Here is a 26,483-nt window from a genome sequence, read left to right as displayed (position 1 = left end):
TAAGCATGGGGCAGGAATAAAATAAGCAGGATGTCGTCTCATTTCAATACCGAATCCATCCCTTACTGACTATTCACTACTGGTGATAAGCCCCGGCTTATTACCGCGGAGGTTATTATGATTGAAGTTAATTCATTTGCTGAACTGCGCACCACTGCGCCAACCAAATCTGGCGATCTGGCGATGCTTCGTCGTTATTATGATAAAGATTCCACCTTCCATGGTGGGGGAGATTTTGTCGGCTTTGTTACAACTACTCCACCGGCGGATGATTCCGGCACCGTCGCGGCCGGTAGCGGCTTTTACTGGAAACGGGTGATCAACGATCCCGATGAGGTAAACCTCTATCACTTTGGTGCAAAAGGTGATGGCACTACGGATGACAGCGGTGCTTTTAAGCTGATGATCAACTGGGCACAAAATTTCAGCAGCAATATGCGGGATATTCCCGTGCGCTTTCCCGCCGGGAAGTTTCTTATTCATCCGGTTGATTTGTCCGCTTCGGAGATTGTGTTTTTTTATATCCTGGGCGACTACAATCCGCACGGAGGAATTCCGCGCACCACCATTATCTCTGACAAGTCGACTTCACCCGTTTTCAAAGTTCAGGCGCGAAGAACGACCATCAAGGGGATTTGCTGGAACGGCCAGGCCACGGCGGATATCACCACCAATACGGGGGCGATTACTGCGGCGATGTGTTCTAACCAGCAGCCCTTCTTTCAAAATACCATGGTGGCCGGAGAGTCTGTGGTAATCAACTGCTTTCGCACACAGGGCAGCGGCGGCACGGTGATCAAACTGCTGGATACGCTGGATACCAAAATCGACCAGATCTACACCCTGCACACTTACGCCAGGGTTCTGGATGTGGGCTGGTCAGATACTGCTGCCGGAGCGTGGGATCACTCAACGGCTATCGAACTGTCAAATGCTAACTTCCAGACCGGTTACGGTGATGCCACGCTCTATATGCCACGAGTGACTCAGGGGGTGCTGCGCAATGTGTGGATCGAGCATACCCGTTTCCCCGGTAATATGAGTGAAGGGCAGTGGCTGGTGGATGCGCTAAGCCTGGAAGATTGTGCCAACCCGCTGAACATGCTGAACGGGCGGGTGCAGATCCGTCAGCTCAACCTGCAGTCAGGCGGGGCAGTTAATCTGGGGGCGGACACCACTCGCTGGCTGTCCGGCTATGAGTACGGCTGGCGTCGTGACGAGAACTACGGCACGGTGATGAGCGGGTCGATGAAGGCGGGCTGGTATACCGGTTACAAGGTGACTAATACCTCCACCAGCGACAAGTGGTACAAGCTTGGCAAGGTGAATCTGCCGAAGGACAATCAGCAGTGGATTGTTGAGATGATCAGTAAAAACACCAACGATGTGCTCAGCGGCACGGCGGGTAGCCCGATCAGCGCGATGGCCTCCTGTCTGACCTGGCTGAATATCTCGCGCTGCTCGACGGCGATCTACGCTGACATTCAGCATAAAGGTCTGCCTGCGGTGCTGGACGTTAAGCTTAACCGGATTGGGTTTACCTACGCGGAAATCTGGGTGAAGCTGAAAGCGGCCAGCGGCGATATGGTCTTTAACCTGAAGTCGACCGGGCCAAGCCGCTTCGAGTCTGGCGAATGCTGCATTTTTTCTCCGGATCTGAGCGAAGTGACGGACACCACCACTATCGGAACAACATCGCCAAATGCGCGTATGAGCCTGCACAACGGACTGGCAGGGATTGGTGCGAACGAAAAAGGAGTATTAACCATGGCAACGTCTGTCGCGACCGCGCCGTCAACCACGACACCGGCAGGGTATGTCACCGTCAATATCAACGGTACAGACCGCAAAATCGCCTATTTTTAGCCGGTAAAATGGCATTGGCCGCCAGTAATGGCGGCCTTTTTCAGTGGTTTCTGCGATTGGTTAAAAAAGTGTTATGAACTTTCGCTACCGCTTACGGTCGGAAATTATGAGTGCTTTTTTAACCATAAAAGGATAAATGCATGAGTGATACAGAAGAACGCAAATCTCAGACCGACCATTTCCGTGATGTGACTTCGCAGTTAAAAGAAATGCGCCACTATGCACAATCCAATACGGAAACGCTTTCAACGCACTGGCTGGCCTTTGACCAGGGCGAATACAAACATGATGAGTATGCGGGGCGGATCAACGATCTGCTGACCATGCAGGGCAAGTTGCTGGATGAGCTGGATAAGGCCATTCAGGACATCGATATCGAGGCTAACCGCATCGATAACGAGGTCTGAGTTTTCGCGTCGGTCCGACCAGTGTACTACAGTACAAACTCAGGACTGACGCGGTTTCTGCCACTGGTTTTGGCGATATAAAGCTGTTCATCTGCGGTTTTAATTGATTCATCCAGGCTGGTGGCGTCAATGATATTCAGCGTGCTGATGCCAATACTTACCGTCACGCTTAAATCCTGATCGTTAAGCATAATGCAGTGCTGCTCAACGCTCTGCCGCAGACGGTCTGCCAGAAGGTAGGCACGTGGCTGTGAAATCCCCTCGATCAATACCAGAAACTCTTCTCCCCCCATCCGGCTGATGATGGCGGTCTGCTGCAACGACAGGCGGATACGCTCCACCGTTTTAGCCAGCACATAATCCCCGGCTGCATGACCATAGGTATCATTGATATTTTTAAAGCGATCGATATCAATCACAAACGCCGCGCCAAAAAACACATTCTGCTTGTCCCGGCGCGCGGCAATAGCATCAAGCCGCGATGAAAGGCCGCTGCGGGTTAATGCGCCAGTCAGGAAATCATAATCGGCGCGCCTGGTAATGCGGGCGACCAGCTTTTTATTGGCAGTGCTGCTGAGCGCAACGATCAACGGACTGATGGTCATCGCCGCCACGCCCAGGCGCGCTGAGGCAAGGCTGTCGATACGGAAGAAGTCATCCGAGCACTGAATATTCAGCACGTTACTGGCAACCAGAATAATTTCGGCAATGCCGGTCACCATGGTCAGCAGGCAGGTAAAGAAGATCGGATAGCTGATGGCGCACCACATCAGGGCTGGCAGAGGGAAGATCAGGCTTCCGCCTCCGCCAACGTAAATCCCGGCTACGGTGGAAATCACCAGCGACAGCAGCGGCAGCAGTGAAGACTCTTTCAGATCTTTCACCAGCTGCGGCAATTCATCGCGACGGGGCAGGGTAATCACCACTGGCAGCATCAGTATCGAGGTGGAGAACTGTTCGCAGAACCAGGAGATCCAGCCTTTCACCAGGTCGTCATGAAAATAGTGCTGGCTGGTGAGACTGCCGACGACAGCACAGGCTCCGGCAGCAAAAATGGACGCCGGAAATATCCGGATTAATGCCTGCAGGCGACGCGGCCAGGGCCGGGTAAAATGAGTGGTCAGCAGAACAGCATAGCCCACGGCAATAAAGACGATATTAGCCGCATCTAATCCCAGAGAGGTAATAAAAGGGGTGCCATACAGCACGTCGGCCAGCACCATGCCAATATACATAGCGGGCAGCAGACGGACAGCATCCAGCTGGGGAAAACGGACCAGCAATCCCAGCAGAATAGCGTTACAGGGCCAGAAAAGGGACAGTGCGGTGTAAGAACGACAGTGCAGACCCAGCGTGGCTAAACACAATGCGAGAAAAAAGAGGAATATAACCTGGTTAATCTTATATTTATTTAGTTGCATGTTCTGGCTCTGGGCTCTTACAGGGTATTACTAAGGCAGGATGCGGCACGCATGCTGATGCTTATCAGGATATCCTCGCGGCTTTTAAAATACAATCGTCCGGAAAGTTAAATAACCTTAACTAAATTGCTTAACCCGGTAAGGAGAGTGTCGCATATATATCGTAAACAGTTTCGCTTTTCGAACGATAATATACTGGTACTTTCTGTTTGGGAGCATTCTTAACAGAAATGGCACTGAAATAAGGCAAAAGGGAGCGGCTTACTGGCTGGTTTTGGCCGGAAAATCGAGGGGATTAATAAGCGCCGGAACAATCCGACGCGATGAAAGTGTTTTCAGTGAACGCTACAATTCGTTTTTGATACAAAATTCTTCCCAACTCATGCCCAGCGCGGTGGCATGTCCACGCAGATAGCCCTCAATAGCCTGGGCAGCCACCTCTTTATCCGGTTCTGCCAGCTGGATGGCGAACAGCATGCCGTCCAGTTTTTTCTCGCGGGTGAAGGCGGCATAAGCCCGATCGGTTTGCATCGCCTGCAGCTGAGGCAGGGTCATACCGAGCTTTGCCGCATCTTCTTCCTGCAAATCAGCGATTCCTGCCTTGATCTCCGGGTGCGCTTCCAGGAACAGAGCGGTGGCTGCAGCGTAATACTCTTCAATGGTCTTCATCACAACAAGTCCGGCAGCTGATAATGCGCGCCAGTGTACACTTATCGCGGTGTTTCAGCATAGATGCGCGTGACTGCCTGCTGATTTTTACTCAGCGTTTCATCCAGCGTCAGTTTTCCCTGCAGCAGTTCAGCAATCTGCTCACCCACGGTATTGCCCATCTGATCAAAGCCGGGGATGCTGACGTACTGCACGCCCTGATAGGGGACAGGCATCAGGGTGGGTTGCTCAACACTGGCACTCTCCACGGCTGAACGCACACGCTGCGCGTATGGCGCTAGCTTGAGGTAGCTCGCCTGCTGATAAGTTGAAATACGGCTGCCGGGAGGCACCGCGCCCCAGCCGACGGTCTGTGCCACCTGATTGATATAGGCACGGGAAGTTGCCCAACTGATAAATTCGACCGCCTGCTGTTTGTTGGGGGCGTTACTGGGGAGCGCCAGCGCCCAGGCCCAGAGCCAGTTCGAGCCGTTGCGGGTCAGTTCGCCGGGGGCGGGAGCAAAATCAATTTTGTCCGCCACCAGTGAAATCTGCGGATTAATCAACAGGGAAGCGGCCACCGTGCTGTCTACCCACATGGCGCATTTCCCCTGAGCAAACAGCCTCAGGATCTCGCCGAAACTGTTTTTTGGCGTATCAGCCGGGCCGTAATCGTGCACCATCTGCACGTAATCCTGCAAAACTTCGCGCCATTCGGTGCTGTCCAGCATGGCTTTCCAGTTATCATCAAACCACTGTGCGCCGTAGCTGTTGGCCATGGTATCGATGATGGCCATATTGTCGCCCCAACCCGGACTGCCGCGCAGGCACAGGCCGTAAATACCTTTCTGCCGGTCGTTCAGTTTTGCCGCCAGCCGTTTAATATCGCTCCAGTTGGGATCGTCGGGCATGATCAGGCCTTTTTCCGCCAACAGATCCTTACGATAATAGGTCATGCTGCTTTCGCCGTAGAAAGGCAGGGCGTACAGCGTATCGTTCCAGGACAGAGCCTTACGCACCGGTTTGAGCAGATCTTCTGCCTGATAATCGGCAGGCAGCGAGTTTAGCGGGGTCAGCCAGCCACGTTTTCCCCACAGCGGTGCCTCATAAGTCCCGACGGTTATCACATCGAAGCCCGGCTTCCCGCTGCTCATAGCCTCCATATTCTGTCGGCGCAGTTCGGCTTCACTCATGATCTGCAACTTAAGATGCACGCCCGGATGACTTTTTTCAAAGTCGCCGGAGAGCTGCTGCATGATGCTCATATCCCCGTTGGCAATGGTGGCGATTGTTACGGTGGTGTCGGCCAGTGTGGCAAAGGGGAGCGTCAGCATCAGGGCCAGCAGGGCGGATTTACGCATAGCGGCTCCTCAGATTCATCGCGGGTTCGGCCTGTGACAGACTCCGGGCCACGGCGGACACTTCACTGTTTCCACCATCCTGCAGATGGAAGAAGGCCATTTTTTCTACCAGCAGTCCGGCATGCTGGCTGACGGTCTGGCTGGCGGCGGTGGCTTCTTCCACCAGCGCGGCGTTCTGCTGGGTGGCGCTGTCCATCTGGATTACCGCCACGTTAACCTGATCGATGCCGCTGGACTGCTCGCGGCTGGCAATGGCAATTTCACCGACGATATCCACCACGCGCGCCACGCCGCCGTTGATCTCTTCCAGCATCTCACCGGAACGCAGCACCAGCGTGCTGCCGGTGTCCACTTTACTGACGCTGGCCTGGATCAGCTCTTTAATCTCCTGCGCAGCTTTGGACGATCGCTGAGCCAACTGACGCACTTCTGCCGCCACCACGGCAAAGCCCCGGCCCTGTTCGCCAGCACGGGCGGCTTCTACCGCGGCGTTCAGCGCCAGCAGGTTGGTCTGGAAGGCGATCTCATCAATCACCCGGTTAATATCGGCGATGCGTTTACTGGAGGATTCAATTTCCTGCATGGCGACAACCGCGTCATTCAGTACTTTACTGCCCCGTTGTGCCTGTTCCCGCACGGTGACGGCCAGTTCGTTAGCCTGAGCGGCGTTATCGGCATTGTGCTTAACGGTCGCCGTCATCTGTTCCATGCTGGCGGCGGTCTGTTCCAGCGAGCTGGCCTGAGTATGGGTTCGTTCAGACAAATCATCATTGCCTTCGGCCATCTGCCGCGCCGCGTCATTCAGCGCAACCGCACTTTCGCCCACTTCACGCACGATGTCGGAAAGCCTGATATCCATGGTGGCCAGCGAACGCATCAGTTCGCCCATCTCATCTTTCGAGAAGTGGGTGATGTGATGATCTAACTGCCCGTCCGCGATTGACTCTGCCAGGCGGCGGGCATCCGATACCGAGCGGGCAATCGAGCGAACCAGCAGCCAGCCGGCAATCAGTGCCAGGCACAGCCCCCCGGCAAGGATCGCTATCAGGCTGTTGCGGGCCAGCACGTAAGAGCTTGCGCTGTCGGCGTAATTTTTTTCGGCATGCTGGCGCATCTGCCGATCCAGGCTGTCGATCCCCTGTTGCAGGGCTTCACTGCCGCTTTTCAGGCGGGTTTCCACAATCACCAGCGCGGCGGATGGGTTACCGGCCTTCAGTTGGCTTCCTGCCTCGCCCAGCGCTGCCTGCCAGTCGTCCAGATCGGCCAGCAGCTTGTTGCTGACGGCTTCGGTGCCCGTAATGCGCGGCATATTTTTAAAACTGTTGCGGTCATCAGCGATCTGCGCAGCATACTGGCTGATTTTCTGCAGACGTTTGTCCACTTCGGTCGGGTCCGTCCAGTAGCGCAGCGCTTCGAACAGAGTGGAGGACTGAAGCTGTGCCGTCCGGAACAGTCGCGAGGTAGTTTGCAGCGGCAACAGTTCGGTGCGATAGGTGGTCACCGCCCGCTGGTCGGCGGCCCGTAAACCGATGATGCCCCATACTGCGGCGATGATAAGCAGAATACACAGCAGGCCCACAATGCCAATCAGGCGGGCGCGGATAGTCAGACGCATAACAACTTTCCCCAGTTAATGTACATCGCGCAGGTTGATAATCACCGTGAGGGATTACCCCCTCTCTGGAAGGCTATCGGCTGATGAGAGTGTAAACTTTAAGTTATAATTGTTATTATTTTGCTGCATCGTTTCAGCAGCGAGTAATTCACCGGGGTTGGGCTTGTGCTGCTTGCGGTGGCTGGGAAGAAATTATAACGTAGCGCCTGGTCGATGAGTCAGGAACTGAAAATGAAAAAGTGGATTTTAGCCGCAGCCGCCACCGCCAGCCTGGCGCTGACAGGTTGTGCCCAGATACCCAATTACCAGAGCGTGGTAAAAACCCCGCCACCGGCAAATCTGGTTGGCAACTGGCAGACCATGGGGCCGCAGAAAGGCCTGGTCAGTAAAGAGGCAATAGCCAACCTGATAATTACCGCCGAAGGGGATACGCTCGATTGCCGCCAGTGGCAGCGGGTGATCGCCAAGCCGGGCAAAGTCACGCAGCTGAGCGGTGACTGGGTTAACGTTAACAACGCTGCAAGGGTGATGCCGCTGGAGCTGGAAGGTGGCGAATTGCATTACGACAAGCTGGTTATGCAAAGAGTCCACCAGCCAACAACTGAATGTCAGGATGCGCTTAAACACGTCAATGACAAACCTGCTGCACAGCCAAAGCAGCCTTCAACAGGCAAAAGCCATCACAAATCGATGTTGAAAAACGGCAAGGCTTAATCACACCATAAAGCGCGGGCCAGAATGGATGTATTTTATGCCGTTCTGACCCGCTGGAAGGTGTTGGTCAAATTCATACCATACAGGGGCTTTTATGCACTGTAGGGGCCTTCAGGGAACAGAATATTGGCCTGGACCCGGGTATAGGCTTTGTTTACAGATTTCTGCCGTGTGGCCTGTCCGATTAGCGAGGAGAGCTCGGTCATCCGCGCCTGCAGCAGGCTTTTCACTTCGGCTTCGTTATCAAGAATATGGCGCAGCACAGGACGTAACTGATCCTGTACGTGGGCCGGAACGGGGGTATGCTGTGTGCATTCCGCCAGTTTTTCTACCGCACTGACATAATCGACTTCCATTTCAATCAACTCTTCCCAGCTGCCCTCGGTGGCCAGGCGTAACATAGACTGGCTGAGCACTAACAATTGTTGGTAGATCGCAAGCATGTGCGGAGCAATATTCATTTAAACGGCATCCTGAAGAGCTGTGGTTCCGGAAACTTCTTTCCAGGCATCGGCGATGTTGCGCAGCAACCCTTCGACTTCCTGAATGGCTTCCCCGTCATTGTGCAGATTAGCCTGCAGCAGGCGATGCACCATATAGCGATACAGTGAGGCGAGGTTGTCAGCCAGCTCGTCGCCGCTGTTCTCTTCCAGGCCTTTTCTCAACCCGTTTTCAATAATGTTGATGGCTTTGGAGAGAGATTCTCCTTTGCCAGCCGTGTTGCCGTCCTGCAAAAACAACCGGGCACGAACCAGGGCGCTGAGCGCCCCGTCAAACAGCAGCGTGACCAGTTGGTCGGGGCTGGCGCTCATCACTGCGCTTTCCACCCCTACTTTTGCATAGGCTTTGATGCCGCTTGCGCTATACATTTTGTCTCCTTATTAAGATGAGGTACTGCTTGTAGAACTGCTTGAAGTACTGAATTGCGACGTCAGATAGCTGCTGGTGCTGTTAAGTTTGCTCATCAACACATCCAGCGCGGTAAACTGGGTTTGGTAACGGGCAATCATGTCATTAATTCGGGTGTTCTGCGCATTGTACTGATCGGTCAGATTGTTCAGCGTCTTACTGACGCCATCCGTTGCCGCCTGCAAAATGCCGGTAGAGGACAACCAGCTGGTCAGGTTAGAGCCGATAGTGGTGGCGATCCCGGTTTCTTTGCCGTCGCCAACAATCATCTCTTTGATGCCGTCCGGATCTTTATCTAAAGCCGTTGAGAGCGCGGTGGAGTCGATTGACAGCGATCCCGTTGACGGATCGCTGGTGACGCCGATCTGCGCCAGAGATTTATAGGTTGATGAACTCTGAGCGTTAGTCAGCATACTTTTCAGCTGTGACTGTATGGTGCGCAGAGTACTGTCGCCAACCAGTGCGCCGTTGCTGGAATCCTGCGCATCTGCGCCAACTGCCACCGCAGTATATTTCGTCAGGCTGGAGAACTGATCCTGCAGGGTGTTATAAGCATTCACCCAGTTGGTGATCGCGCTTGAAGCACCTGAAGTGTCTTTGGTGATGGTCAGGCTCTGGTTGCCAGAGGTGACATCATTCAGGTTCAGTGTGATCCCTTCCAGAGCATCACTGATGGTGTTGCTGCTGTTTTCAATCGGCACATTATTGACTGTCAGCTCGGCATTCTTTGCCGCCACGCTTTGCGTCATATTGCTGCTGGAAGTGCCGTCGTAAGTCATAAAGCTCTGCAGCGTACTGTCACCGCTAACCGCAATGGTCATCGCATTGTCAGTACCGGTATCGTTCGACGTCATTGACAGACGATAGCTGCCGTCGCCGGTCTTGATGATACTGGCGGTAACGCCTGCGTCCGCTTTATTGATCGCATCACGAATACCGGTCAGAGAAGAGTTGCCTGCAGCCAGAGAGATGGTTACTGGCTTGGCGTCGCCACCCTGCTGAATAGTAATGGTGCTGTCAGAGCTGGCAATCGCGGTGTTGTTAGTCGTCTGTACACCGGAAGTTAGCGTCTGAGCCGTAGCAAGCTGCGACACGCTGATGGTGTATTTCCCGGCAACCGCACCGGATGCCGTGGTCGCGCTGAAGGCGGTGGTGGTGCTGGACGCAGCGGTTGAAGAAAAAAGGTCAGCGTTATTCAGCGTGCTGTTAGCCGTCTGAAAGGTGGTCAGTGCGCTTTTCAACGTGCCGTAGGCACTCAGCTTTGCAGTATAAGAAGACTGCTGCGTTGAAATAGGGGTTAACGCGGCTTTCTCTGACGCTTTCAGGCTGTCCAGAATACTGGCAAGATCGAGACCCGAGCCGATTCCCAATGTAGATATAGAAGCCATAATGTTTCCTTATGTAGTCAACACGGAGAGTGAACTACGTGGTTATCGGCCAGTCATGAGCAAAGTTTACGATTAATTGATTCGGGACAATGAAGCGAATAGCGGTAATAAAGAGGGATATTTCGAAGAGTAGGGGTGGTGAAAAATTTTTTGCCCGGCACTAAAAAAAATCTAAAGGTTGCCTGGACACAGACGATAACAACATTGACGGCGATGAAGCCGGGCGGCAAATAAGCCCAACCACCTTTAACAGATTCGATTTTAATAGGAAACTTTATCATGGCACAAGTAATCAATACCAACAGCCTCTCGCTGATCACTCAGAACAACATCAACAAGAACCAGTCTGCTCTGTCTACTTCTATTGAGCGCCTGTCTTCTGGTCTGCGTATCAACAGCGCGAAAGATGACGCCGCTGGCCAGGCAATTGCTAACCGCTTCACCTCTAACATCAACGGCCTGACTCAGGCTGCTCGTAACGCCAACGACGGTATCTCTGCTGCGCAGACTACTGAAGGCGCACTGTCAGAAATCAACAACAACTTACAGCGTGTTCGTGAACTGACCGTACAGGCACAGAACGGCACCAACTCTGATTCCGACCTGTCTTCAATCCAGGACGAAATCAAATCCCGTCTGGACGAAATTGACCGCGTATCTGGTCAGACTCAGTTCAACGGCGTGAACGTGCTGGCTAAAGACGGCACCATGAAAATCCAGGTTGGTTCTAACGATGGCGAAACCATCACTGTTGACCTGCAGAAAATTGACTCTTCTACTCTGGGCCTGAAAGGCTTCTCTGTAGACAAAAACTCCCTGAGCCTGGGCGACAACATTACTCAGGTTGGCGATGCTTCCGGTTCTGGCGCAATGTCTACCGTCGACCTGAGCGACGTGGCTAAAGATCTGGGTGTTGCGGCTTCTGGCCTGTCTCTGCATAGCGTGCTGGGGAGCGATGGCAAAGCAACCGGTACCTACGTTGTTTCTTCTGGCAGCGACAACTACTCTGTGTCTGTTGGCACCAGCGGTAAAATTGAACTGAACACCACTGAAGTTGACTATTCTGACAGCAAAAACGGCGTCTCTTCAGGTGTGATGACCGGTCAGGCAATCAAAGTTGGCGCAGATGCCAACGGCAACGCAGTCGGCTTCGTTTCTGTACAGGGCAAAGACTACTCTGTGTCTTCAGGCAGCATCGTTAACGGCGGTGACTCTGCAACTACTGGTACCAGCGATATCGACGATATCTCTGACTCTGGCAACGCCAACGTGTACACCGGTACTTCAACTTCCGATCCGCTGGCTCTGCTGGACAAAGCGATTGCACAGGTTGATAAGTTCCGTTCAAGCCTGGGTGCGGTACAGAACCGACTGGATTCTGCTATCACCAACCTGAACAACACCACCACTAACCTGTCGGAAGCGCAATCCCGAATTCAGGATGCCGACTACGCGACGGAAGTGTCGAATCTGTCCAAAGCACAGATTATTCAGCAGGCTGGTAACTCCGTGTTGGCGAAAGCTAACCAGGTTCCACAGCAGGTCCTGTCTCTGCTGCAGGGCTAATAACCAGCGAGTTAATCTCCCTGTAAACCCCGCTCCGGCGGGGTTTTTTTATGGCCGAAATCTGGAAAGCAAACTTCCGGAATACCCTGCTTTTACCCACTTTCTCCCGCGATTGAATTTGACTTTTGTCGTTAAGATAAAAAAAACATTTTACTCCCAGAACCCTTTACAGACTGGGATTTTAGCCCTCCGGGAGCATATCTGTTATGTCCAGGCCAGCCTTAGTCAGCATTATTATTATTGCGCGCATTCCCACTTATTTTGAACAGGCATTGAAAAGCGCCCTTGCTCAGGAGCACCCGCAGTGTGAAATTCTGATTGCTGACAACAGCATAGATAAATACATCCAGAGTATTGCTGCCCCTTATCTCGATAAGCCGGGCCATCCAATACGTTTTTACAACCATCCGAAAGATCAGGAAGGGGTGTATGAAAACGCGGTGCAGGAAGCGCAGGGCGAATACATAAAATTCCTTGCGGATGCCGACTGGCTGGCACCGGATGCGGTCAGTAAATTGCTGGCCGTGATGGAAGTTGATGAAAAGGTCTCCGTCGCGGTGACCCGTCGCGTTCGTGAAGACTGCCTGAATAATCGCCTGCCGGATATTTTGTCTAACTCCTCTCTGGTTACTGCTGACAGCCTGATTAACGGAGAAGATCTGTTGCGGCAACTTTGCACGCTCAGATTTAACGTTGTCGGTGAGCTGAGCGTCGCATTATTCCGTCGGGCAGATCTAACGTCCCTGATTACCCGGGAGGGGGGATTTTTCACTGTTAATGATGAAAAACTGCTGGAAGTGGAAGCGCTGACGCTCTACGCAAAATTGTTGCCGGGCAACCTGCTCGGCTGGGTTAACGAGCCTCTGTGCACCATCCGCGTTTCCACTGTTTATCAACAGCCGGGGCAGCGTGATAACGAAGAAAAAGTTGTCGTTAACCGCGACAAGCTTTTCCATTATCTTCGCCATCAAGGCTGGTTCAGCCAGGCTGAAAGATCCCACAACATGGTGAGAGTTGCCGGGCTGTCGACTCCGGACGTTTTTGAGTTCCAGAACTTCAGCCAGCAGCATTACAACAACTTTATTCAGGGCGAGATGACCGGCTGGCTGGCACAGCGCAAGCTCAAACCTTTTGAGCAGGAGTACATTGCCCATATTGCGCAGGAAAATGGCGGCCCGATAAGCATTGGTGTCGTCATTACCGCAACAGCAGAAACCCGGAATAAGGTAGAGGAGACGGTAGCCAGTATCATTAGTGCTGACAACAGGGTTTTGATTTTAAATACTATTATTGTGGGAGAGACCGGTGCGGATCTGTCAGGCATTCCGTGTTATCCGGCCACGGATGAAAACCGCTTAACGGTGATCAACAGCGTGCTGGCTGAACGGACCGAAGACTGGTTTATTTTTGTTGATGCCGGAACGACTTTTCTGCCTTCCGGCCTGATTGCGCTTTCCACCTCACTACACCAGGCGGGTAATGCGCTGGCTCTGTTCGCTGATGAATTTTTTGCCATTGAAGGGCAACCCGGCGGCATCTCATTCCGGCCTGACTTCAACCTTGACATGTTCCTCAGCTCACCCAAAACCCTCGCTCAGCACTGGCTGTTCCGCCGTGAACTTCTGGCCGCTGCTGAAGGATTCGATGCGGCTTACCCGGCCTCCTGTGAGTTTGACCTGATCACTAAACTGATTGAAAGCCAGGGCTTTGATGTGATCGGCCACCTGTCTGAACCTCTGCTGAAGACCTCACTGAAATTGCGTGCATTAGCCGAAGATGCTGAGATTCTGCGACGCCATCTCACCAACCGGGGTTATCCGGAAGGCCAGGTGGCACTGGATAAATTTGGCAACTACCGCCTGCGTTACCAGCATGCGCATCAGCCGCTGGTCTCGCTGATTATCCTGGCTAACTGGCATTTGCCCTCACTGATCACCTCTGTTACCACGCTGCTGGAGAAAACCCGCTATCTGAATTATGAAATGATTATCGTGGCGGATAATCAGCAAAGCGCTGAACGGGAAAACTGGCTGGGCAGTATTGCCAGTGTCGATCCTGAAAGGATCAAGGTGATGCATTATCCGCAGAGCTGGCAGCATGCCGGGATGAGCAATCTGGCGGCTACCGCAGCCCGTGGGGAATATCTGGCTTTCCTGCATTGTGAGCTGGCAGTGACGGAAGGGGAATGGCTGGACAACTTGCTTAACCATGCCCAGCGTCCGGAAGTGGGGATTGTGGGGGGCAAACAGCTCAATTCCCAGAACCGTATTCGCCATGCCGGATATTTGCTGGGGATGAACGGTGCGGTTGGCGATGCTTTTCGCGGTATGCCAGACGATCAGGACAGCTATCTGGGCCGTCTGCAACTTGATCAGAACTACAGTGCTGTCTCGGGTGATTTTATGCTGGTGCGCCGCGAAGTTTATGAGGCGATCGGCGGATTCGATACCAGCAGCCAGCTGTACGATGATGTCGATTTCTGCCTGCGGGCGCGCGAGCAGGGCTATATGACGGTGTGGACACCGTATGCGCGCATACTGCGTCCGGCTGCCCGCCAGAACCCGTTCCAGGGGGAGAGCGCCCAGGCGGCTAAAACCCTTAAGCAGGAAGAGGACTCGAGATTTTACCGGCGCTGGATGCCGATGATCGCTAACGATCCGGCGTTTAATGCCAACCTTTCCCTGAAAAGCCGTCAGTTCGATCTTAACAGTGACAGCGCGCAATGCTGGTCCCCGGTTAACCGCCCGGGAGTGCCGACGATCCTTGCCAACCATGCCGACATGGCCGGGTGCGGACACTATCGAATCATTGCTCCGTTCAACGCCATGCAGAAAGAGGGCATGGCCAATGGCAAGCTGCACAATCGTCTGCTGTCGGTTGCAGAACTGGCGCAGCACAAGCCGGACAGCCTGGTTATTCAGCGACGTTACTCCGAAATATTCCAGAACTGGATGGCACCGGTGGTGGCTGCTACTGAGATATTCAAGGTGTACGAGCTGGACGACTACATCCTCAATGTGCCGATAAAAAACCATCACCACAAAGATTTCAGACAGGACATGTGGAAAAAAATGCGCCGCAGTCTGGGCTTTTTTGACCGCTTTGTGGTGTCAACCGAGCCACTGGCTGAAGCCTTCAAAGGCATGCACAGTGAGATCGTGGTGATGCAAAACCACCTGCCGGTACAGTGGTGGGGCAACCTGCAAAGTCAGCGCCGTCAGGGCAAAAAACCGCGTGTCGGCTGGGCGGGAGGGTCAAGCCACACCGGCGATCTGGAGATGATCGTTGATGTGGTGAAGGAGTTCGCCAATGAAGTGGAGTGGGTATTTATGGGCATGTGTCCGCATAAATTACGCCCCTACGTCCATGAGCTGCACTATGGCGTGGATATTGAAATTTACCCGGCCACGCTGGCCGCGTTAAATCTGGATTTAGCGTTGGCACCGGTTGAGGAAAATATCTTCAACTCCTGCAAGAGCAACCTGCGCCTGATGGAATACGGTGCCTGTGGCGTACCGGTCATCTGCAGTGACGTGGAGTGCTACCGCGGTGATTTACCGGTGACTCGCGTGCGTAATCGCTTCAAAGACTGGCGTGATGCGATCCGTATGCACCTGAACGATCTGGATGCCAGTGCCAGAATGGGCGACGAGCTGCAGGCCCGGCTGAAGCGCGACTGGATGCTGTCCGGTGACAATGCTGCCCGCTGGCTGAAAGCCTGGACGGCGAACTGATCTGACCGCACGGTATCAGGAAAGATGCAGCCGTAAGGCTGCATTTGAGTTAACGGGCGGAATAGCGACGTTTATGACCTTTATTGCACACATTGAATTGCCTTTCCTCAGGCTAAAGTGGGCATTATTTGGTGTCATTTACACCGGCAACTTCCCTGGTAGCCCAAGCGATCCAGAAAGAATGAGAACAGGTGAATCATGGCAGAGCCAGCGCTCGTCAGCATTGTTATTCCTTCTTATAAAACAACCTGGTTCGAAGCCGCGCTGAAAAGCGCCCTCGATCAGGATTATCCTCATTGCGAAATTATCGTCAGTGACGACTGCCCGACGCTGTTTATCAGCGATATTGTCAGTCGTTATCAGTCTTCATCCCGTCATCCACTGCGTTATATCCATAATGTTCCTGCGTTGGGTGAAGAGCAGAACTGCATACAGTGCATCACCGAAAGCCGGGGCAAATATATCAAATTTCTTTTTGATGATGATTTGCTGGCAACCAATTGTGTCAGTGAATTGGTTAAGGCCATGAGTGCCGGGCCAGACGTGGTGATGGCTACTTCACGACGCCACCGGATAGATGCGGTGGGAGAGCGGCTCAGCGATATCCCGACAAACAGCCTTCCGGTCAGTGTTGACAGCGTGATGAAAGGGCTGGACATCATTAATTTTACAGTAGGTTGCATCAGCAATTTTATTGGTGAACCGACCTGCGTACTGATGCGCCGTGAAGATTTACTGGAAATGGTCGCCAGTGAAGATCTGCTGTATCGCCTTAACGGGGAGATGATGTATTTCCTCGGTGATCTGACCATCTACCTGAAAATTTTGCGTAAAGGTGACCTGGCATATCTGGTGGAACCGCTTTCTTTCTTCCGCATCACGGATGAACAGGTCAGCCAGATGGGGCGGGATAAGGACCGGCGTGCCGGACACAGCCATCTGAAATTACCCCAGCATTTACTCGCGTTGGGATGGGCGAGACCTGATGAGCTGTTTAAAGGTAAGATCAGGGTTGCACCGATTTCCGATCTTCACAAATTGCACTGGACAGATGTCACGGCTGCCATGTTGCGTAATTTTGCGGCAAGTGAGTTTTTCAGCTGGCTGGATGTACGTAAGCTGACGCCTGCGCAGCAGGAGCTGATTGATCGGCATCATGCGGCTAATCCTGCCACTGTTCAGCTGGTGGTGGTTATTGCTGCGCTGGAAAGTAGCCTGGCCGCCATTGAGCAGACGCTTGCCTCTGTCCGGCAGCATCCTCGTACAGGATTGCAAGTCACCCCGATCGTGATGGGAGAAGAGTCGCTTCCGCTTGTTGAGACGGCGGTGGTTTTGACGGACAGCGATCGCTATCTGAGCGATCTCAATACCGTCATTAAGAGTAATGACAGTAACTGGTTCATGTTCCTGCAGGCAGGCGATAAATTTACTGCTTCAGGGCTGACGTCACTTTCGACCTCATTGCCGCAGGCTGGCGATTTACTGGCGCTGTATGGAGACGAAGTGATTATGGCAGGCAGCGGTCCTTCCGCCTGCCTGTCACGCCCCGATTTCAATCTTGATCTGTTCCTGAGTTCACCAGCAACCATGGCACATCATTGGCTGTTCCGCCGCGACCTGCTGTTGGCTGCCGGAGGATTGGATGAAAGTTGTGGCAAGGCTGCTGAACTGGCCCTGATCCTCAAGCTGATTGAAAGCACCGGTTTTGCCTCCATCGGCCATCTGCCTGAACCTTTACTGCTGACCAGCAGCAAGAAGGGCGATCCCGCAGAGGAAATGACCGTGATCCAGCGCCATATTCACCAGCGCGGGTTCCCGGACGCGGAGATCAGCTGTGATGAGAGCGGTCACTACCGTGTTCATTACCATCATCTGCATAAGCCGCTGGTCAGCATCGTTATTCTGGCTGGCAGCCATCTTCCCTCGCTGATTGGTTGCCTGACCAGCATCATGGAGAGGACCCGTTATCCGCACTATGAGCTGATCATTGTCGCGGACAACCAGAGCTCGCCTGCCCGCGACAGCTGGCTGAGCGAAATTGGCCGCCTTGAAGGCAGCGGCATTAAAGTCTGTGCTTTCCCGAACAAGTTTCAGCGCAGTGGTATGAGCAACCTGGCTGTCGGCGTGGCCAGCGGTGAATATCTGCTTTATATGCATGCTGAACTGGCGGTCAGTGATGAATACTGGCTGGATAACCTCCTTAATCATGCCCAACGGCCAGAAGTGGGCATTGTCGGTGGCAGACAGCTTACGCCAGCCGGGCGGATCCATCATGCCGGGTATGTGCTGGGAATTGACGGGCTGGTGGGTGAGGTCTTCAGTGGTGCGGTTGAACAGCAGCTGACGATGATGAATCGTCTGCGCCTGGAGCAAAACTACAGTGCCGTCTCCGGTAACTTCATGCTGGTTCGCAAAGAGGCGTTGCTGGCGGTAGAGGGTTTTGATACCTCCCTCGATCGCTATGATGATGTCGACTTCTGCCTGCGTCTTCGTGAACGAGGGTATTTAACTGTCTGGACTCCCCATGCGCGAATTCTGCGCAGTAGCGTTGAAAACACGCTGGTGGAAAGTGAGACTCAGCTCAGCGCGGAGCAGGATATTATGTACCAACGGTGGCAGCCACTGATTGCCCGCGATCCTGCTTATAACAGCAATTTGTCGTTTAAAAGTAAAACCTTTGAAATGGAGGCGCAAAGCCTGACCAGCTGGAAACCCCTTGCCGGTCTTGCGGTGCCGACCTTTTTTGCCCTCACTGATGAGACATCAGCAGATGTCAGCTGGCGGATCCGTGAAGCGTTCAAAGTCATGCAGCAGCAGGGGATTGCCACCGGCATCACTCTTGCTGAATTACCCGTTCTTGCCAGGCTGGCGCAGTACCAGCCTGACACACTTATCCTGCAACATCACTCTTCTGCCGCTTTCCATCAGTATGTTGAAAAGCTTCACCGCATTGAGCGATTGTTCAAAGTGTACTGGCTCGATCAAACCGTTCCGACGCTGGGATTGAAGAATCATTACCGACATGAACTTAAAAATGAGGCCATCGCCCGGTTGAAGATGACGCTCAGCCATGTTGATCGGGTCATTGTCTCTTCCGCCGGACTGGCCGAAGCGCTGGAAGGGGGCCACCGTGACATCGTTCACCTGCCAGCACGGCTGCCAGTGGCCAGCTGGAGTGGGCTGTACAGCTACCGTAACCGTGGACAGAGCCCCCGGGTTGGCTGGTCAGGTACTGCGGATGATGCTCACGACTTAAACGTTATCTCCGATCTTATTCGGGAGTTCGCCGGTAAGGTTGAATGGGTCATTTTCGGTTCCTGTCCTGACTCTCTGCGGCCTTATGTCCATGAAGTCCACGTGCAGGGCGTTCCGGAGCTTTATGCTCAGCGGCTGGCATCGTTAAATCTCGATCTGGCGGTAGTGCCGCTGGAAGACAATTTCCTCAGCCTCAGTAAAAACAACCAGAAATTGCTGGAGTATGGCGCCTGTGCCATTCCGGTGATCTGCAGTGATGTGCGCTGTTTACAGGATGAGCTGCCGGTGACGCGCGTCAGAAACCGTTTTAAAGACTGGCGTGATGCGCTGCGCAGTCATCTCAGCGATCTCTCCGGTAGTGCAAGTCAGGGGCGGGAACTACAGGCTGTTGTTGAACAGAACTGGATGCTTTCAGGAAATAATTTACTGCACTGGGCTAAGGCCTGGCAGGAATAATGTTAACCGGCTCAAACAACGTAAAGATCAGGTAGAAGGTTGTGAACCTACTGCCGATTAGCAGAGTACGGGATACTCTCAGGGGTGAAAAATGAAATTGATTGATAAAGTTGGCGCAGACGATCTCTCACAAAGTCCTGTAAACCCTGTGTTTGAGCCTTTTCAGGGCACAGTCATTCCAGTGGCTCAGCCTTATCTGCCCGATCGCAAAAGGCTGGATGCCTATATTGATGGCATTTACCAGCGCAGATGGCTCACTAACAATGGACCGCTGGTACAGTTGCTGACTGAGCGGCTGCAGGCCTTTCTCGGTGTCAGGAATTTACTGCTGGTGTCAAACGGCACTCTGGCGCTGCAAATCGCTTACCGTGCGCTGAATATTCATCAATCCGTTGAGGGTCAACCTGCTGAAGCCGTCACCACGCCCTTCAGCTTTGCTGCAACCAGCAGCACGCTGGTCTGGGAAGGCATTAAACCTGTGTATGCGGATATCGATCCGTCCAGCTGGTGTCTGAAACCTGAACATATTGCACAGCAAATAACGCCACAAACGCGGGCTATTGTCCCGGTACATGTTTTTGGCAATATCTGTGAAGTTGAAAAAATAGCCGCAGTAGCTGCAGAGCATCATTTAAAAGTTATCTACGATGGTGCCCATGCTTTTGGCGTAGGTTATAAAGGCGGCAGCGCATTATCATGGGGTGACGCTACTACCCTGAGTTTCCATGCCACCAAAATATTCCATTGCATTGAGGGTGGGGCGATCATCTTCAAAAATCAGGAAGATCTGGAGCGGGCAAAGCACCTGATTAACTTTGGTATTACTGGTCCCGATGTGGTTGAGGCCGTAGGGATTAATGCCAAAATGAACGAATTCAGCGCGGCTATGGGACTGAGTCTACTCGATGAATACATGATCAACATCGAAGGCCGTGAAAAGATCTGGCAGCGATATTATCGCGAGTTGTCCGATCAGGTGATCAGACAGAAAAGAATGGCAGATATTAGCAACAATTATGCCTACTATCCGGTGGTCTTTAAAAATACCGCTGAGATGCTGGAAGTACAGAAAAAATTGCTGAAGATAAATATCTCTTCCCGTCGTTATTTCTATCCCAGCCTGGATACCCTGGAGTTTTACAACGCCAGTGAGCCGAAAATTGCCTCGCAGGATGTGGCGTCACGGATACTTTGTCTGCCGGTATTTTATGGTTTGCCGGATAATATCGTCAGCAAAATTATTGATATTGTGAACGGAAAATGAAAATTGCCATTATGCAGCCCTATTTTTTCCCTTATCTGGGCTATTATCAGCTGGCGGCAGGTGTGGACAATTTTATCTTTTTCGATGATGTCAGCTATATCAAAAAAGGCTATATAAACCGCAATGCAATTCTGGCGGCGGGACAATCCTGCCGTTTCAGCCTCCCAGTGGTTAACCAGAGCCAAAACCGGGCGATCAATCAGCATGATTATGTTGGCAATTATCAGCCATTTTTGCAGCTGATCCGGCAGAGTTACCAGACTGCGCCCTATTTTGATGCGGTAATGCCAATGATTCTGCAGGTGATAAAACTGTCCACCAGAAATGTCGCTGCGGTGAATGCATGCAGCATCAGCAGTGTGTTCAGTTATTTGTCGCTACCTTTCAAGTGGCGCTATTCTTCTGATTTTTCTAATGAAAAACAGCTCAAAGCGTCAGACAGAATTATTGATTTATGCCTGAGGAGCGAAGCCCTGTGCTACCACAATGCCTCCGGTGGAAGAGCGCTTTACGCGGATGAAGACTTCAGCCGGGAAGGGCTTTCATTATTATTTTGTCAGCCAACACTCTCTGCTTATCTGCAGCAGGGAGAAGAATTTGTCGCAGGTCTGTCGATTATCGATATGCTGATGTTTTGCTCTCCACAAACGTGCCGGGAACATTTAACTGCAGGAAAACTGCTCACCGCATCAGAGATGTAAAATGGAAATCATCAGAGACAATAATAAGCAAAGAATCAGTGATTACCTGATGATAATGGCGGATACGTTCACTCCTTCATTGCATGATCAGGTCGAGATCGGGGGATATGCGGGTAAGTTGGCCAGCCACGCCGTTAATCTGTTTCTCACGGACGGAGAGCGGGACTGGGGATATGCAGCATTTTATGCCAACGATAGCGCTCTGAAGCGCGCCTTCATTTCCAGCATCAGCGTCAGCCCTGAACTTCATGGGCTTGGTCACGCGCAAAAACTGATGCGCCATATTGAACAGTTGGCACAGCTGATGGCAATGAACGCCATCATCCTTGAAGTTAACAGTAAAAATACCAGAGCATTACATTTCTATCAGCGACAGGGGTTTATTCCCTTTAATGAAAAAACAGACACAATGATGATGATTAAATCATTATCTCAGCGATCCGCAGAGGCCTGAAAATGGTGATAAATAAAAAAGTACTGATCTTCCCTTGCCATATTCCCCATGGCGAAGAGTTTGCAAAAACTGTTTCTGCGCTGGGTGTGGAAGTGGTCAGAGCCACTTCTGTGGCAGCAGAGGCTGACAGCGTAATCGGGCAATATCATCTTCCTTTTGTGAATGAATCGGGTTTCCTTCCTGCTTTCCACGCGCTTCTTGAGCAGGAAGATATTGGCTACGTTTATGCTGCTCATGATGTGGTGCTGGATTTTTTAAAAAAACTTCGTACTCAAAATAATTACGGTGAGCGGTTCCAGCTCTGTAATGATTATCAGCACAAAGCTCATCACAACTACTATCACCAGGCAGAAAAATGGGCTGAACAGGCATTGCGTGATATTACCAGTGAAAAGTATGGCAAGCCGGTTAATCCGCCCTTACGCACTAAGCAATATGCCAATCTTAACCTGGGTTTCCATCACATTCCGGGTCAGAGTGACGGCGATAAATTGCTGGCGCTGGCCAGCGTGTTTACGCTTGCTGTTCCTGGAGATATTGTTGAAATAGGTTGTTTCTGGGGGCGCTCATCTTACGCACTGGCTTTCCTTGCCAGACATCACGGTCTTGGCAGCGTTGTCTCGATTGACCCATGGGATCTGCAGCCAAGCAGCGATCAGGGCGAAGGCACGCAGCTGGTGAATGACGCGGTTAAATTGATCGACTGGGAGCAGGTTTTCCAGGGCTTTCTGACCTCTGTCGCCTCGCTGGATAATATTAACTATATCCGGGATACCTCCAGTGCGGCGGCGGTAAAATATCAGGAACTGCGGCAGTCGGGTGTCCTTCGTACTGCTGAACTGGGTGAGATTTGCATCACCGGCGAGATAGCTGTGCTGCACATCGATGGAAACCATAAGTACGAAGAAGTGAAAAAAGACATTGCCAGCTGGATGCCGTTCATGAAATCCGGTGGCTGGATCCTGCTTGATGACTACGAATGGTCTTTTGGTGATGGGCCACAACGGGCGGGGATGGAGCTTATTGCTGACCCGCGAGTGGCGGGATCATTTGTTGCCAGCGATACGCTGTTTGTTCAGTTGAAGTAGATCTTTCCTGCCGGATTTGCCAGCCCTTACAAAAAACATACAGAAATAGCCAGAGCTGCCGATACCCACAGAGATCAATAACTGTGGGTAGATCCCTGTTCTGGAGTGTCCGATGCGCTTCAATTATGACTTGTTACCCGGGGAGCAGCTGTCGTTCGATGAAATCAGCGAACGCTACAGCCAGCGCTATCCCGACGATAAATCGCTGACCAGCCGGGGCTTACTCAGCCCGTCCACGTCCAGTAAGAACTGGACGATCCGTGCGGTCTTTGCCAGTAAAGACAGCCAGATCCCGCTGGATGATCTGCTGTTTATCGCCAGCGATAATGAACGGAAAAATTATTTGCAGCGCTTTGAACACTATCTGACTCGCCAGGAAAGCTTTCTCTATTTCCGTCGTCCTGCCGATCCGGCACCTTGGAATTCGTGGAAGGTGATGGGTGAGAGCAAGGTGTTGGCTATGCTTGATCCTGCGTCGATCATGGCGCAAAGCCTGCTGCAGCAGCGGGGTTATACGCTTACGCTGCTGCGCAGTGAAGATGAGGAAGAGTACTGGCAGCTGTATGACCGGCAGTCGAAACCCTGCTTTGAATACTCCCGTCAGCTGCAATTTATTGTGGTGCTGACTTCGCCGCTGCTGCCGCCACCGGCCGGGGTGATCCAGGGGACTCAGGTAGGGCGGCGGGTGAAAGCCCGGCTCTGGCATCGAGCCAGCCATCAGGAGTTCAACCGGGCGGTTCGCGAGCGTTATGGTGCTTGTGTGATCACCGGTACGTTGCTGACGGATGAACATGCATGGCCCTGGGTGGAAGCCTGCCAAATCGACACGCGCGAAAGTGAGCAGGGCTTTATGCTGGATAACAGTACCGATAATGGCCTGTTTCTGCGCAGCGATCTGCAACGCCTCTTTGCCAGCCGGCGGCTGAGCATTGATGCGCAAAATGGTACGGTACAGTTCCGTCGCGCGCTGCAGGAAGATCACACTCTGATGCCGTTTTATCAGGAGCTGGAAGGGAAGGTGTGTGCTTTATGGTCGCAGGTTCCCGTAGCGACTCGTGAGAAGCTGCAAAACGTACGTTGAAACACAGCGAGGCGGCAGGGAGAACCCGCCGCCTTTCTTCGCAAAATTGAAATAACCCGCCTTTTTTACCGCTATTCCGCCAATCAATCCACCCTACAGAAACAGATAATCGTGCCGATAACTTAACTAACGCAGGGTAGTCAGAGTGAACGATCTATATACCGCCGATGGCGTGATGGATAAAAACTCGCTGTGGCAGCGATATGTGCCACTGGTGCGTCATGAAGCGCTTCGCTTACAGGTCAGGTTGCCTGCCAGCGTGGAGCTGGATGACCTCCTGCAGGCAGGTGGCATCGGGCTGTTGAATGCCGTGGAGCGCTATGACGCGCTGCAGGGAACAGCTTTTACCACCTATGCAGTACAGCGAATTCGTGGCGCGATGCTGGATGAATTGCGAAGCCGTGACTGGGCTCCCCGCAGCGTGCGGCGTAATGCGCGTGAAGTGGCCGGAGCTATGCATCGGGTCGAACAGGCGCTGGGGCGCTCGGCGACCGAGCAGGAAGTGGCTTCGCAGCTGGATGTGTCTCTGGATGAGTACCGTCAAATCCTGCTGGATACCAATAACAGCCAGTTGTTCTCCTACGACGAGTTTCGTGAAGAGCACGGCGACAGCGCGGAGCTGGTGACGGAGGGCCATGAAGAAGCTAACCCGCTGCACCAGTTGATGGAAGGGAATCTTCGTGAACGTGTCATTGAAGCGATTGAGGCTTTGCCCGAGCGCGAAAAAATGGTGCTGACGCTTTATTACCAGGAAGAGCTGAATCTGAAAGAGATTGGCGCAGTGCTGGAAGTCGGGGAATCCCGCGTCAGCCAGTTGCACAGTCAGGCGATCAAACGCCTGCGCGCCCGGTTAACGGGAGCGCGCTGACAGGGTCAGTTTTGCACTCTCAACACCAACCGGGGACTCCAAAATGGGATCCAAAGCTAAAATGAGGCCGTTGAGCCGTTATTTAAAAGACTACAAACACAGCCAGAGTAATTGTTCGCACTGCGGCAAAATATTGGACCGTATGGCACTGGTCTTTCGCGGCCAGATTATTAATAAAGAAGCCATAGCCCGGATGGACCAGCTGATCGACGATCAGGTCTGGCTGAAACTTCAGAATGAGCTGACGGCATTGTGCCGCTTCTGCAGTGATATTTACTGCAATACCCATCCGAATTATTTCGACATCATGGCGTTTAAACAATATCTGTTTGAGCAGACCGAGATGAGTCACAGTACCATTCGCGAATATGTTGTTCGCCTGCGTCGCCTTGACGATATGCTGTCAGCCCGCAACTTCCCTGCGGAAAAATTGAGTGGTAACAGCTGGCACGAATGTCTGGAGAATGACCTGCCGGATGCCGGAAACAATAACTACCGCATTGCTTTACGCAAATATGACCAGTTTTTAGGCTGGCAGCGCAATTAGGTTGGCGATGACAACCTCTTTTTTTCGTTACCTTTTAGCGTTCTTCTGTAAAACTGTAAGGATAACTTGTTGCGCCGACTTGGGAGGCCTCGTTGTCCTTACATCTTTTACACTCTTTTCCGCGACTGGAACTGCTGGGCGCACCGACGCCTCTTGAGCATCTTCCCCGTCTGTCCGATTATCTCGGGCGTGACATTTTCATTAAGCGTGATGATGTCACACCGGTTGCGATGGGCGGTAACAAACTGCGAAAGCTGGAGTTCCTGGCTGCTGATGCCCTGCGTCAGGGCGCAGATGTGCTGCTGACGGCTGGCGCCATCCAGTCTAACCACGTGCGCCAGACGGCCGCCGTGGCGGCAAAACTCGGGCTGAAATGCGTGGCCCTGCTGGAAAACCCCATCGGCACTGATGCCGAAAACTACCTTTCTAACGGCAATCGCCTGCTGCTTGAGCTGATGGACGCTGAAGTGGTGATGGTCGATGCCCTGCATAGTCCCAATGAACAGCTGGAAGAGCAGGCTACCAGGCTTGAGGCACAGGGTTTCCGTCCTTATGTGGTGCCGCTTGGCGGCTCCAATGCGCTGGGCGCGCTGGGCTACGTTGAGTGTGCACAGGAAATTGCTCATCAGTGCGAAGGCGTGGTGGATTTTGCTGCAGTGGTGGTGGCTTCCGGTAGCGCCGGAACCCACGCCGGGCTGGCCGTTGGCCTGGAGCAGTTGCTGCCCGATACCGAACTGGTTGGCGTGACGGTTTCGCGTAAAGTGGTCGATCAGCTGCCAAAAGTCACCGCGATCCAGCAACAGCTGGCGGCCTCGCTGGAACTGACTGCTTCCGCCCCGATTACCCTGTGGGATGACTACTTCGGTCCACGCTATGGTGAGCCGAACGCAGAGGGAAACGAGGCAATCAAACTGCTGGCCCGGCTGGAAGGGATCTTCCTCGACCCGGTCTATACCGGCAAAGCAATGGCTGGTTTGCTGGACGGTATCAGCCAGAACCGCTTCCGCCGGGAAGGCCCAATTGTCTTCGTGCATACCGGCGGTGCCCCGGCACTGTTCGCTTATCACTCTTTGGTCTAAGCTGGATCTTATTATTCTATCCGGGCGAACGAATTCGCCCCCTACAATGGCGCTGTTAACG

21 protein-coding genes are annotated in these 26,483 nt (G+C 52.8%); 14 read left to right on the top strand and 7 right to left on the bottom strand.

Annotation, left to right across the window (positions count from 1 at the left end; translation table 11 throughout):
• Positions 1 to 117 precede the first annotated feature (117 nt).
• Both AC3Y5R_RS01520 and AC3Y5R_RS01515 read left to right on the top strand, forming a co-directional pair.
• Complete coding sequence (locus AC3Y5R_RS01520; RefSeq protein WP_489919836.1) at positions 118 to 1,866, top strand: amylovoran biosynthesis protein AmsF; 1,749 nt, start codon at positions 118 to 120, stop codon at positions 1,864 to 1,866.
• Positions 1,867 to 2,006: 140 nt separating this feature from the next.
• Positions 2,007 to 2,273 (top strand): hypothetical protein, encoded by a 267-nt coding sequence (locus tag AC3Y5R_RS01515; protein ID WP_489919835.1) that lies wholly within the window; start codon positions 2,007 to 2,009, stop codon positions 2,271 to 2,273.
• 26 nt (positions 2,274 to 2,299) lie between these two features.
• Here the strand turns inward: AC3Y5R_RS01515 and AC3Y5R_RS01510 are convergent, their stop codons facing one another.
• From AC3Y5R_RS01510 to AC3Y5R_RS01495, 4 genes are all read right to left on the bottom strand, one after another.
• Complete coding sequence (locus AC3Y5R_RS01510) at positions 2,300 to 3,694, bottom strand: GGDEF domain-containing protein (protein WP_489919834.1); 1,395 nt, start codon at positions 3,692 to 3,694, stop codon at positions 2,300 to 2,302.
• 345 nt (positions 3,695 to 4,039) lie between these two features.
• Positions 4,040 to 4,363 carry a DUF6388 family protein gene (locus AC3Y5R_RS01505; RefSeq protein ID WP_158785421.1) on the bottom strand — a complete coding sequence of 108 codons (324 nt, stop codon included), beginning with the start codon at positions 4,361 to 4,363 and terminating at the stop codon, positions 4,040 to 4,042.
• Between the two features lie 41 nt (positions 4,364 to 4,404).
• Positions 4,405 to 5,703 carry an ABC transporter substrate-binding protein gene (locus AC3Y5R_RS01500; protein ID WP_489919833.1) on the bottom strand — a complete coding sequence of 433 codons (1,299 nt, stop codon included), beginning with the start codon at positions 5,701 to 5,703 and terminating at the stop codon, positions 4,405 to 4,407.
• Entirely contained in the window at positions 5,696 to 7,318 is a 1,623-nt protein-coding gene (locus tag AC3Y5R_RS01495) for a methyl-accepting chemotaxis protein (RefSeq protein WP_489919832.1), read from the bottom strand. The genes AC3Y5R_RS01500 and AC3Y5R_RS01495 overlap by 8 nt, the downstream gene beginning before the upstream one ends.
• A gap of 231 nt (positions 7,319 to 7,549) precedes the next feature.
• On the opposite strand from AC3Y5R_RS01495, the gene yedD reads away from it, so the two are divergent.
• Positions 7,550 to 8,032, top strand: coding sequence for a lipoprotein YedD (yedD, locus tag AC3Y5R_RS01490; RefSeq protein WP_489919831.1), 483 nt, complete (start codon positions 7,550 to 7,552; stop codon positions 8,030 to 8,032).
• Positions 8,033 to 8,124: 92 nt separating this feature from the next.
• On the opposite strand, the gene fliT is transcribed toward yedD, so the two are convergent.
• Genes fliT through fliD form a run of 3 tightly spaced genes read right to left on the bottom strand, consistent with a single transcriptional unit; the run spans position 8,125 to position 10,329 of the window.
• Positions 8,125 to 8,493 carry a flagella biosynthesis regulatory protein FliT gene (gene fliT / locus AC3Y5R_RS01485; RefSeq protein WP_489919830.1) on the bottom strand — a complete coding sequence of 123 codons (369 nt, stop codon included), beginning with the start codon at positions 8,491 to 8,493 and terminating at the stop codon, positions 8,125 to 8,127.
• Entirely contained in the window at positions 8,494 to 8,901 is a 408-nt protein-coding gene (gene fliS / locus AC3Y5R_RS01480) for a flagellar export chaperone FliS (RefSeq protein ID WP_489919829.1), read from the bottom strand.
• Between the two features lie 12 nt (positions 8,902 to 8,913).
• Positions 8,914 to 10,329 (bottom strand): flagellar filament capping protein FliD, encoded by a 1,416-nt coding sequence (gene fliD, locus AC3Y5R_RS01475; RefSeq protein WP_489919828.1) that lies wholly within the window; start codon positions 10,327 to 10,329, stop codon positions 8,914 to 8,916.
• A 279-nt stretch (positions 10,330 to 10,608) separates the two neighbouring features.
• Here fliD and AC3Y5R_RS01470 point away from each other — a divergent pair, with 279 nt between their 5' ends.
• The 11 genes from AC3Y5R_RS01470 (at position 10,609) to AC3Y5R_RS01420 (ending at position 26,422) form a co-directional block, all read left to right on the top strand.
• Entirely contained in the window at positions 10,609 to 11,895 is a 1,287-nt protein-coding gene (locus tag AC3Y5R_RS01470; protein WP_158784449.1) for a FliC/FljB family flagellin, read from the top strand.
• A 206-nt stretch (positions 11,896 to 12,101) separates the two neighbouring features.
• Positions 12,102 to 15,629 carry a glycosyltransferase gene (locus tag AC3Y5R_RS01465; RefSeq protein WP_489919827.1) on the top strand — a complete coding sequence of 1,176 codons (3,528 nt, stop codon included), beginning with the start codon at positions 12,102 to 12,104 and terminating at the stop codon, positions 15,627 to 15,629.
• A gap of 198 nt (positions 15,630 to 15,827) precedes the next feature.
• A complete protein-coding gene (locus AC3Y5R_RS01460) occupies positions 15,828 to 19,340 on the top strand; it encodes a glycosyltransferase (protein ID WP_489919826.1) in 3,513 nt (1,170 codons plus the stop codon).
• 91 nt (positions 19,341 to 19,431) lie between these two features.
• Positions 19,432 to 20,604 carry a DegT/DnrJ/EryC1/StrS family aminotransferase gene (locus tag AC3Y5R_RS01455; protein WP_489919825.1) on the top strand — a complete coding sequence of 391 codons (1,173 nt, stop codon included), beginning with the start codon at positions 19,432 to 19,434 and terminating at the stop codon, positions 20,602 to 20,604.
• Positions 20,601 to 21,305 (top strand): WbqC family protein, encoded by a 705-nt coding sequence (locus AC3Y5R_RS01450; protein WP_489919824.1) that lies wholly within the window; start codon positions 20,601 to 20,603, stop codon positions 21,303 to 21,305. The genes AC3Y5R_RS01455 and AC3Y5R_RS01450 overlap by 4 nt, the downstream gene beginning before the upstream one ends.
• A 1-nt stretch (position 21,306) precedes the next feature.
• Positions 21,307 to 21,759 (top strand): GNAT family N-acetyltransferase, encoded by a 453-nt coding sequence (locus tag AC3Y5R_RS01445; protein ID WP_489919823.1) that lies wholly within the window; start codon positions 21,307 to 21,309, stop codon positions 21,757 to 21,759.
• A 2-nt stretch (positions 21,760 to 21,761) separates the two neighbouring features.
• The gene (locus AC3Y5R_RS01440) at positions 21,762 to 22,847 is read left to right on the top strand and encodes a class I SAM-dependent methyltransferase (RefSeq protein ID WP_489919822.1); all 1,086 of its coding nucleotides are present in this window, start codon (positions 21,762 to 21,764) and stop codon (positions 22,845 to 22,847) included.
• 112 nt (positions 22,848 to 22,959) lie between these two features.
• Complete coding sequence (locus tag AC3Y5R_RS01435; RefSeq protein ID WP_489919821.1) at positions 22,960 to 23,928, top strand: HNH endonuclease signature motif containing protein; 969 nt, start codon at positions 22,960 to 22,962, stop codon at positions 23,926 to 23,928.
• Between the two features lie 145 nt (positions 23,929 to 24,073).
• Positions 24,074 to 24,796, top strand: a complete 723-nt coding sequence (locus AC3Y5R_RS01430) for an RNA polymerase sigma factor FliA (protein ID WP_489919820.1) — start codon at positions 24,074 to 24,076, stop codon at positions 24,794 to 24,796.
• Between the two features lie 43 nt (positions 24,797 to 24,839).
• Positions 24,840 to 25,343: a flagella biosynthesis regulatory protein FliZ gene (gene fliZ, locus AC3Y5R_RS01425; protein WP_158784458.1), complete on the top strand. Its 504-nt coding sequence runs from the start codon at positions 24,840 to 24,842 to the stop codon at positions 25,341 to 25,343.
• Between the two features lie 92 nt (positions 25,344 to 25,435).
• Positions 25,436 to 26,422, top strand: a complete 987-nt coding sequence (locus tag AC3Y5R_RS01420; RefSeq protein ID WP_489919819.1) for a D-cysteine desulfhydrase — start codon at positions 25,436 to 25,438, stop codon at positions 26,420 to 26,422.
• Positions 26,423 to 26,483 lie beyond the last annotated feature (61 nt).

The sequence above is a fragment of the Erwinia sp. 009765445 genome, from assembly GCF_058137865.1.
Note: the sequence above shows the minus strand (reverse complement) of the source record. Positions and strands in the feature narration are given on the sequence as shown.

Coding starts and splice junctions, on each gene's coding strand:
- AC3Y5R_RS01520 (WP_489919836.1), top strand. CDS start 118: ATGATTGAAGTTAATTCATTTGCTGAACTGCGCACCACTGCGCCAACC.
- AC3Y5R_RS01515 (WP_489919835.1), top strand. CDS start 2,007: ATGAGTGATACAGAAGAACGCAAATCTCAGACCGACCATTTCCGTGAT.
- AC3Y5R_RS01510 (WP_489919834.1), bottom strand. CDS start 3,694: ATGCAACTAAATAAATATAAGATTAACCAGGTTATATTCCTCTTTTTT.
- AC3Y5R_RS01505 (WP_158785421.1), bottom strand. CDS start 4,363: ATGAAGACCATTGAAGAGTATTACGCTGCAGCCACCGCTCTGTTCCTG.
- AC3Y5R_RS01500 (WP_489919833.1), bottom strand. CDS start 5,703: ATGCGTAAATCCGCCCTGCTGGCCCTGATGCTGACGCTCCCCTTTGCC.
- AC3Y5R_RS01495 (WP_489919832.1), bottom strand. CDS start 7,318: ATGCGTCTGACTATCCGCGCCCGCCTGATTGGCATTGTGGGCCTGCTG.
- yedD (WP_489919831.1), top strand. CDS start 7,550: ATGAAAAAGTGGATTTTAGCCGCAGCCGCCACCGCCAGCCTGGCGCTG.
- fliT (WP_489919830.1), bottom strand. CDS start 8,493: ATGAATATTGCTCCGCACATGCTTGCGATCTACCAACAATTGTTAGTG.
- fliS (WP_489919829.1), bottom strand. CDS start 8,901: ATGTATAGCGCAAGCGGCATCAAAGCCTATGCAAAAGTAGGGGTGGAA.
- fliD (WP_489919828.1), bottom strand. CDS start 10,329: ATGGCTTCTATATCTACATTGGGAATCGGCTCGGGTCTCGATCTTGCC.
- AC3Y5R_RS01470 (WP_158784449.1), top strand. CDS start 10,609: ATGGCACAAGTAATCAATACCAACAGCCTCTCGCTGATCACTCAGAAC.
- AC3Y5R_RS01465 (WP_489919827.1), top strand. CDS start 12,102: ATGTCCAGGCCAGCCTTAGTCAGCATTATTATTATTGCGCGCATTCCC.
- AC3Y5R_RS01460 (WP_489919826.1), top strand. CDS start 15,828: ATGGCAGAGCCAGCGCTCGTCAGCATTGTTATTCCTTCTTATAAAACA.
- AC3Y5R_RS01455 (WP_489919825.1), top strand. CDS start 19,432: ATGAAATTGATTGATAAAGTTGGCGCAGACGATCTCTCACAAAGTCCT.
- AC3Y5R_RS01450 (WP_489919824.1), top strand. CDS start 20,601: ATGAAAATTGCCATTATGCAGCCCTATTTTTTCCCTTATCTGGGCTAT.
- AC3Y5R_RS01445 (WP_489919823.1), top strand. CDS start 21,307: ATGGAAATCATCAGAGACAATAATAAGCAAAGAATCAGTGATTACCTG.
- AC3Y5R_RS01440 (WP_489919822.1), top strand. CDS start 21,762: ATGGTGATAAATAAAAAAGTACTGATCTTCCCTTGCCATATTCCCCAT.
- AC3Y5R_RS01435 (WP_489919821.1), top strand. CDS start 22,960: ATGCGCTTCAATTATGACTTGTTACCCGGGGAGCAGCTGTCGTTCGAT.
- fliZ (WP_158784458.1), top strand. CDS start 24,840: ATGGGATCCAAAGCTAAAATGAGGCCGTTGAGCCGTTATTTAAAAGAC.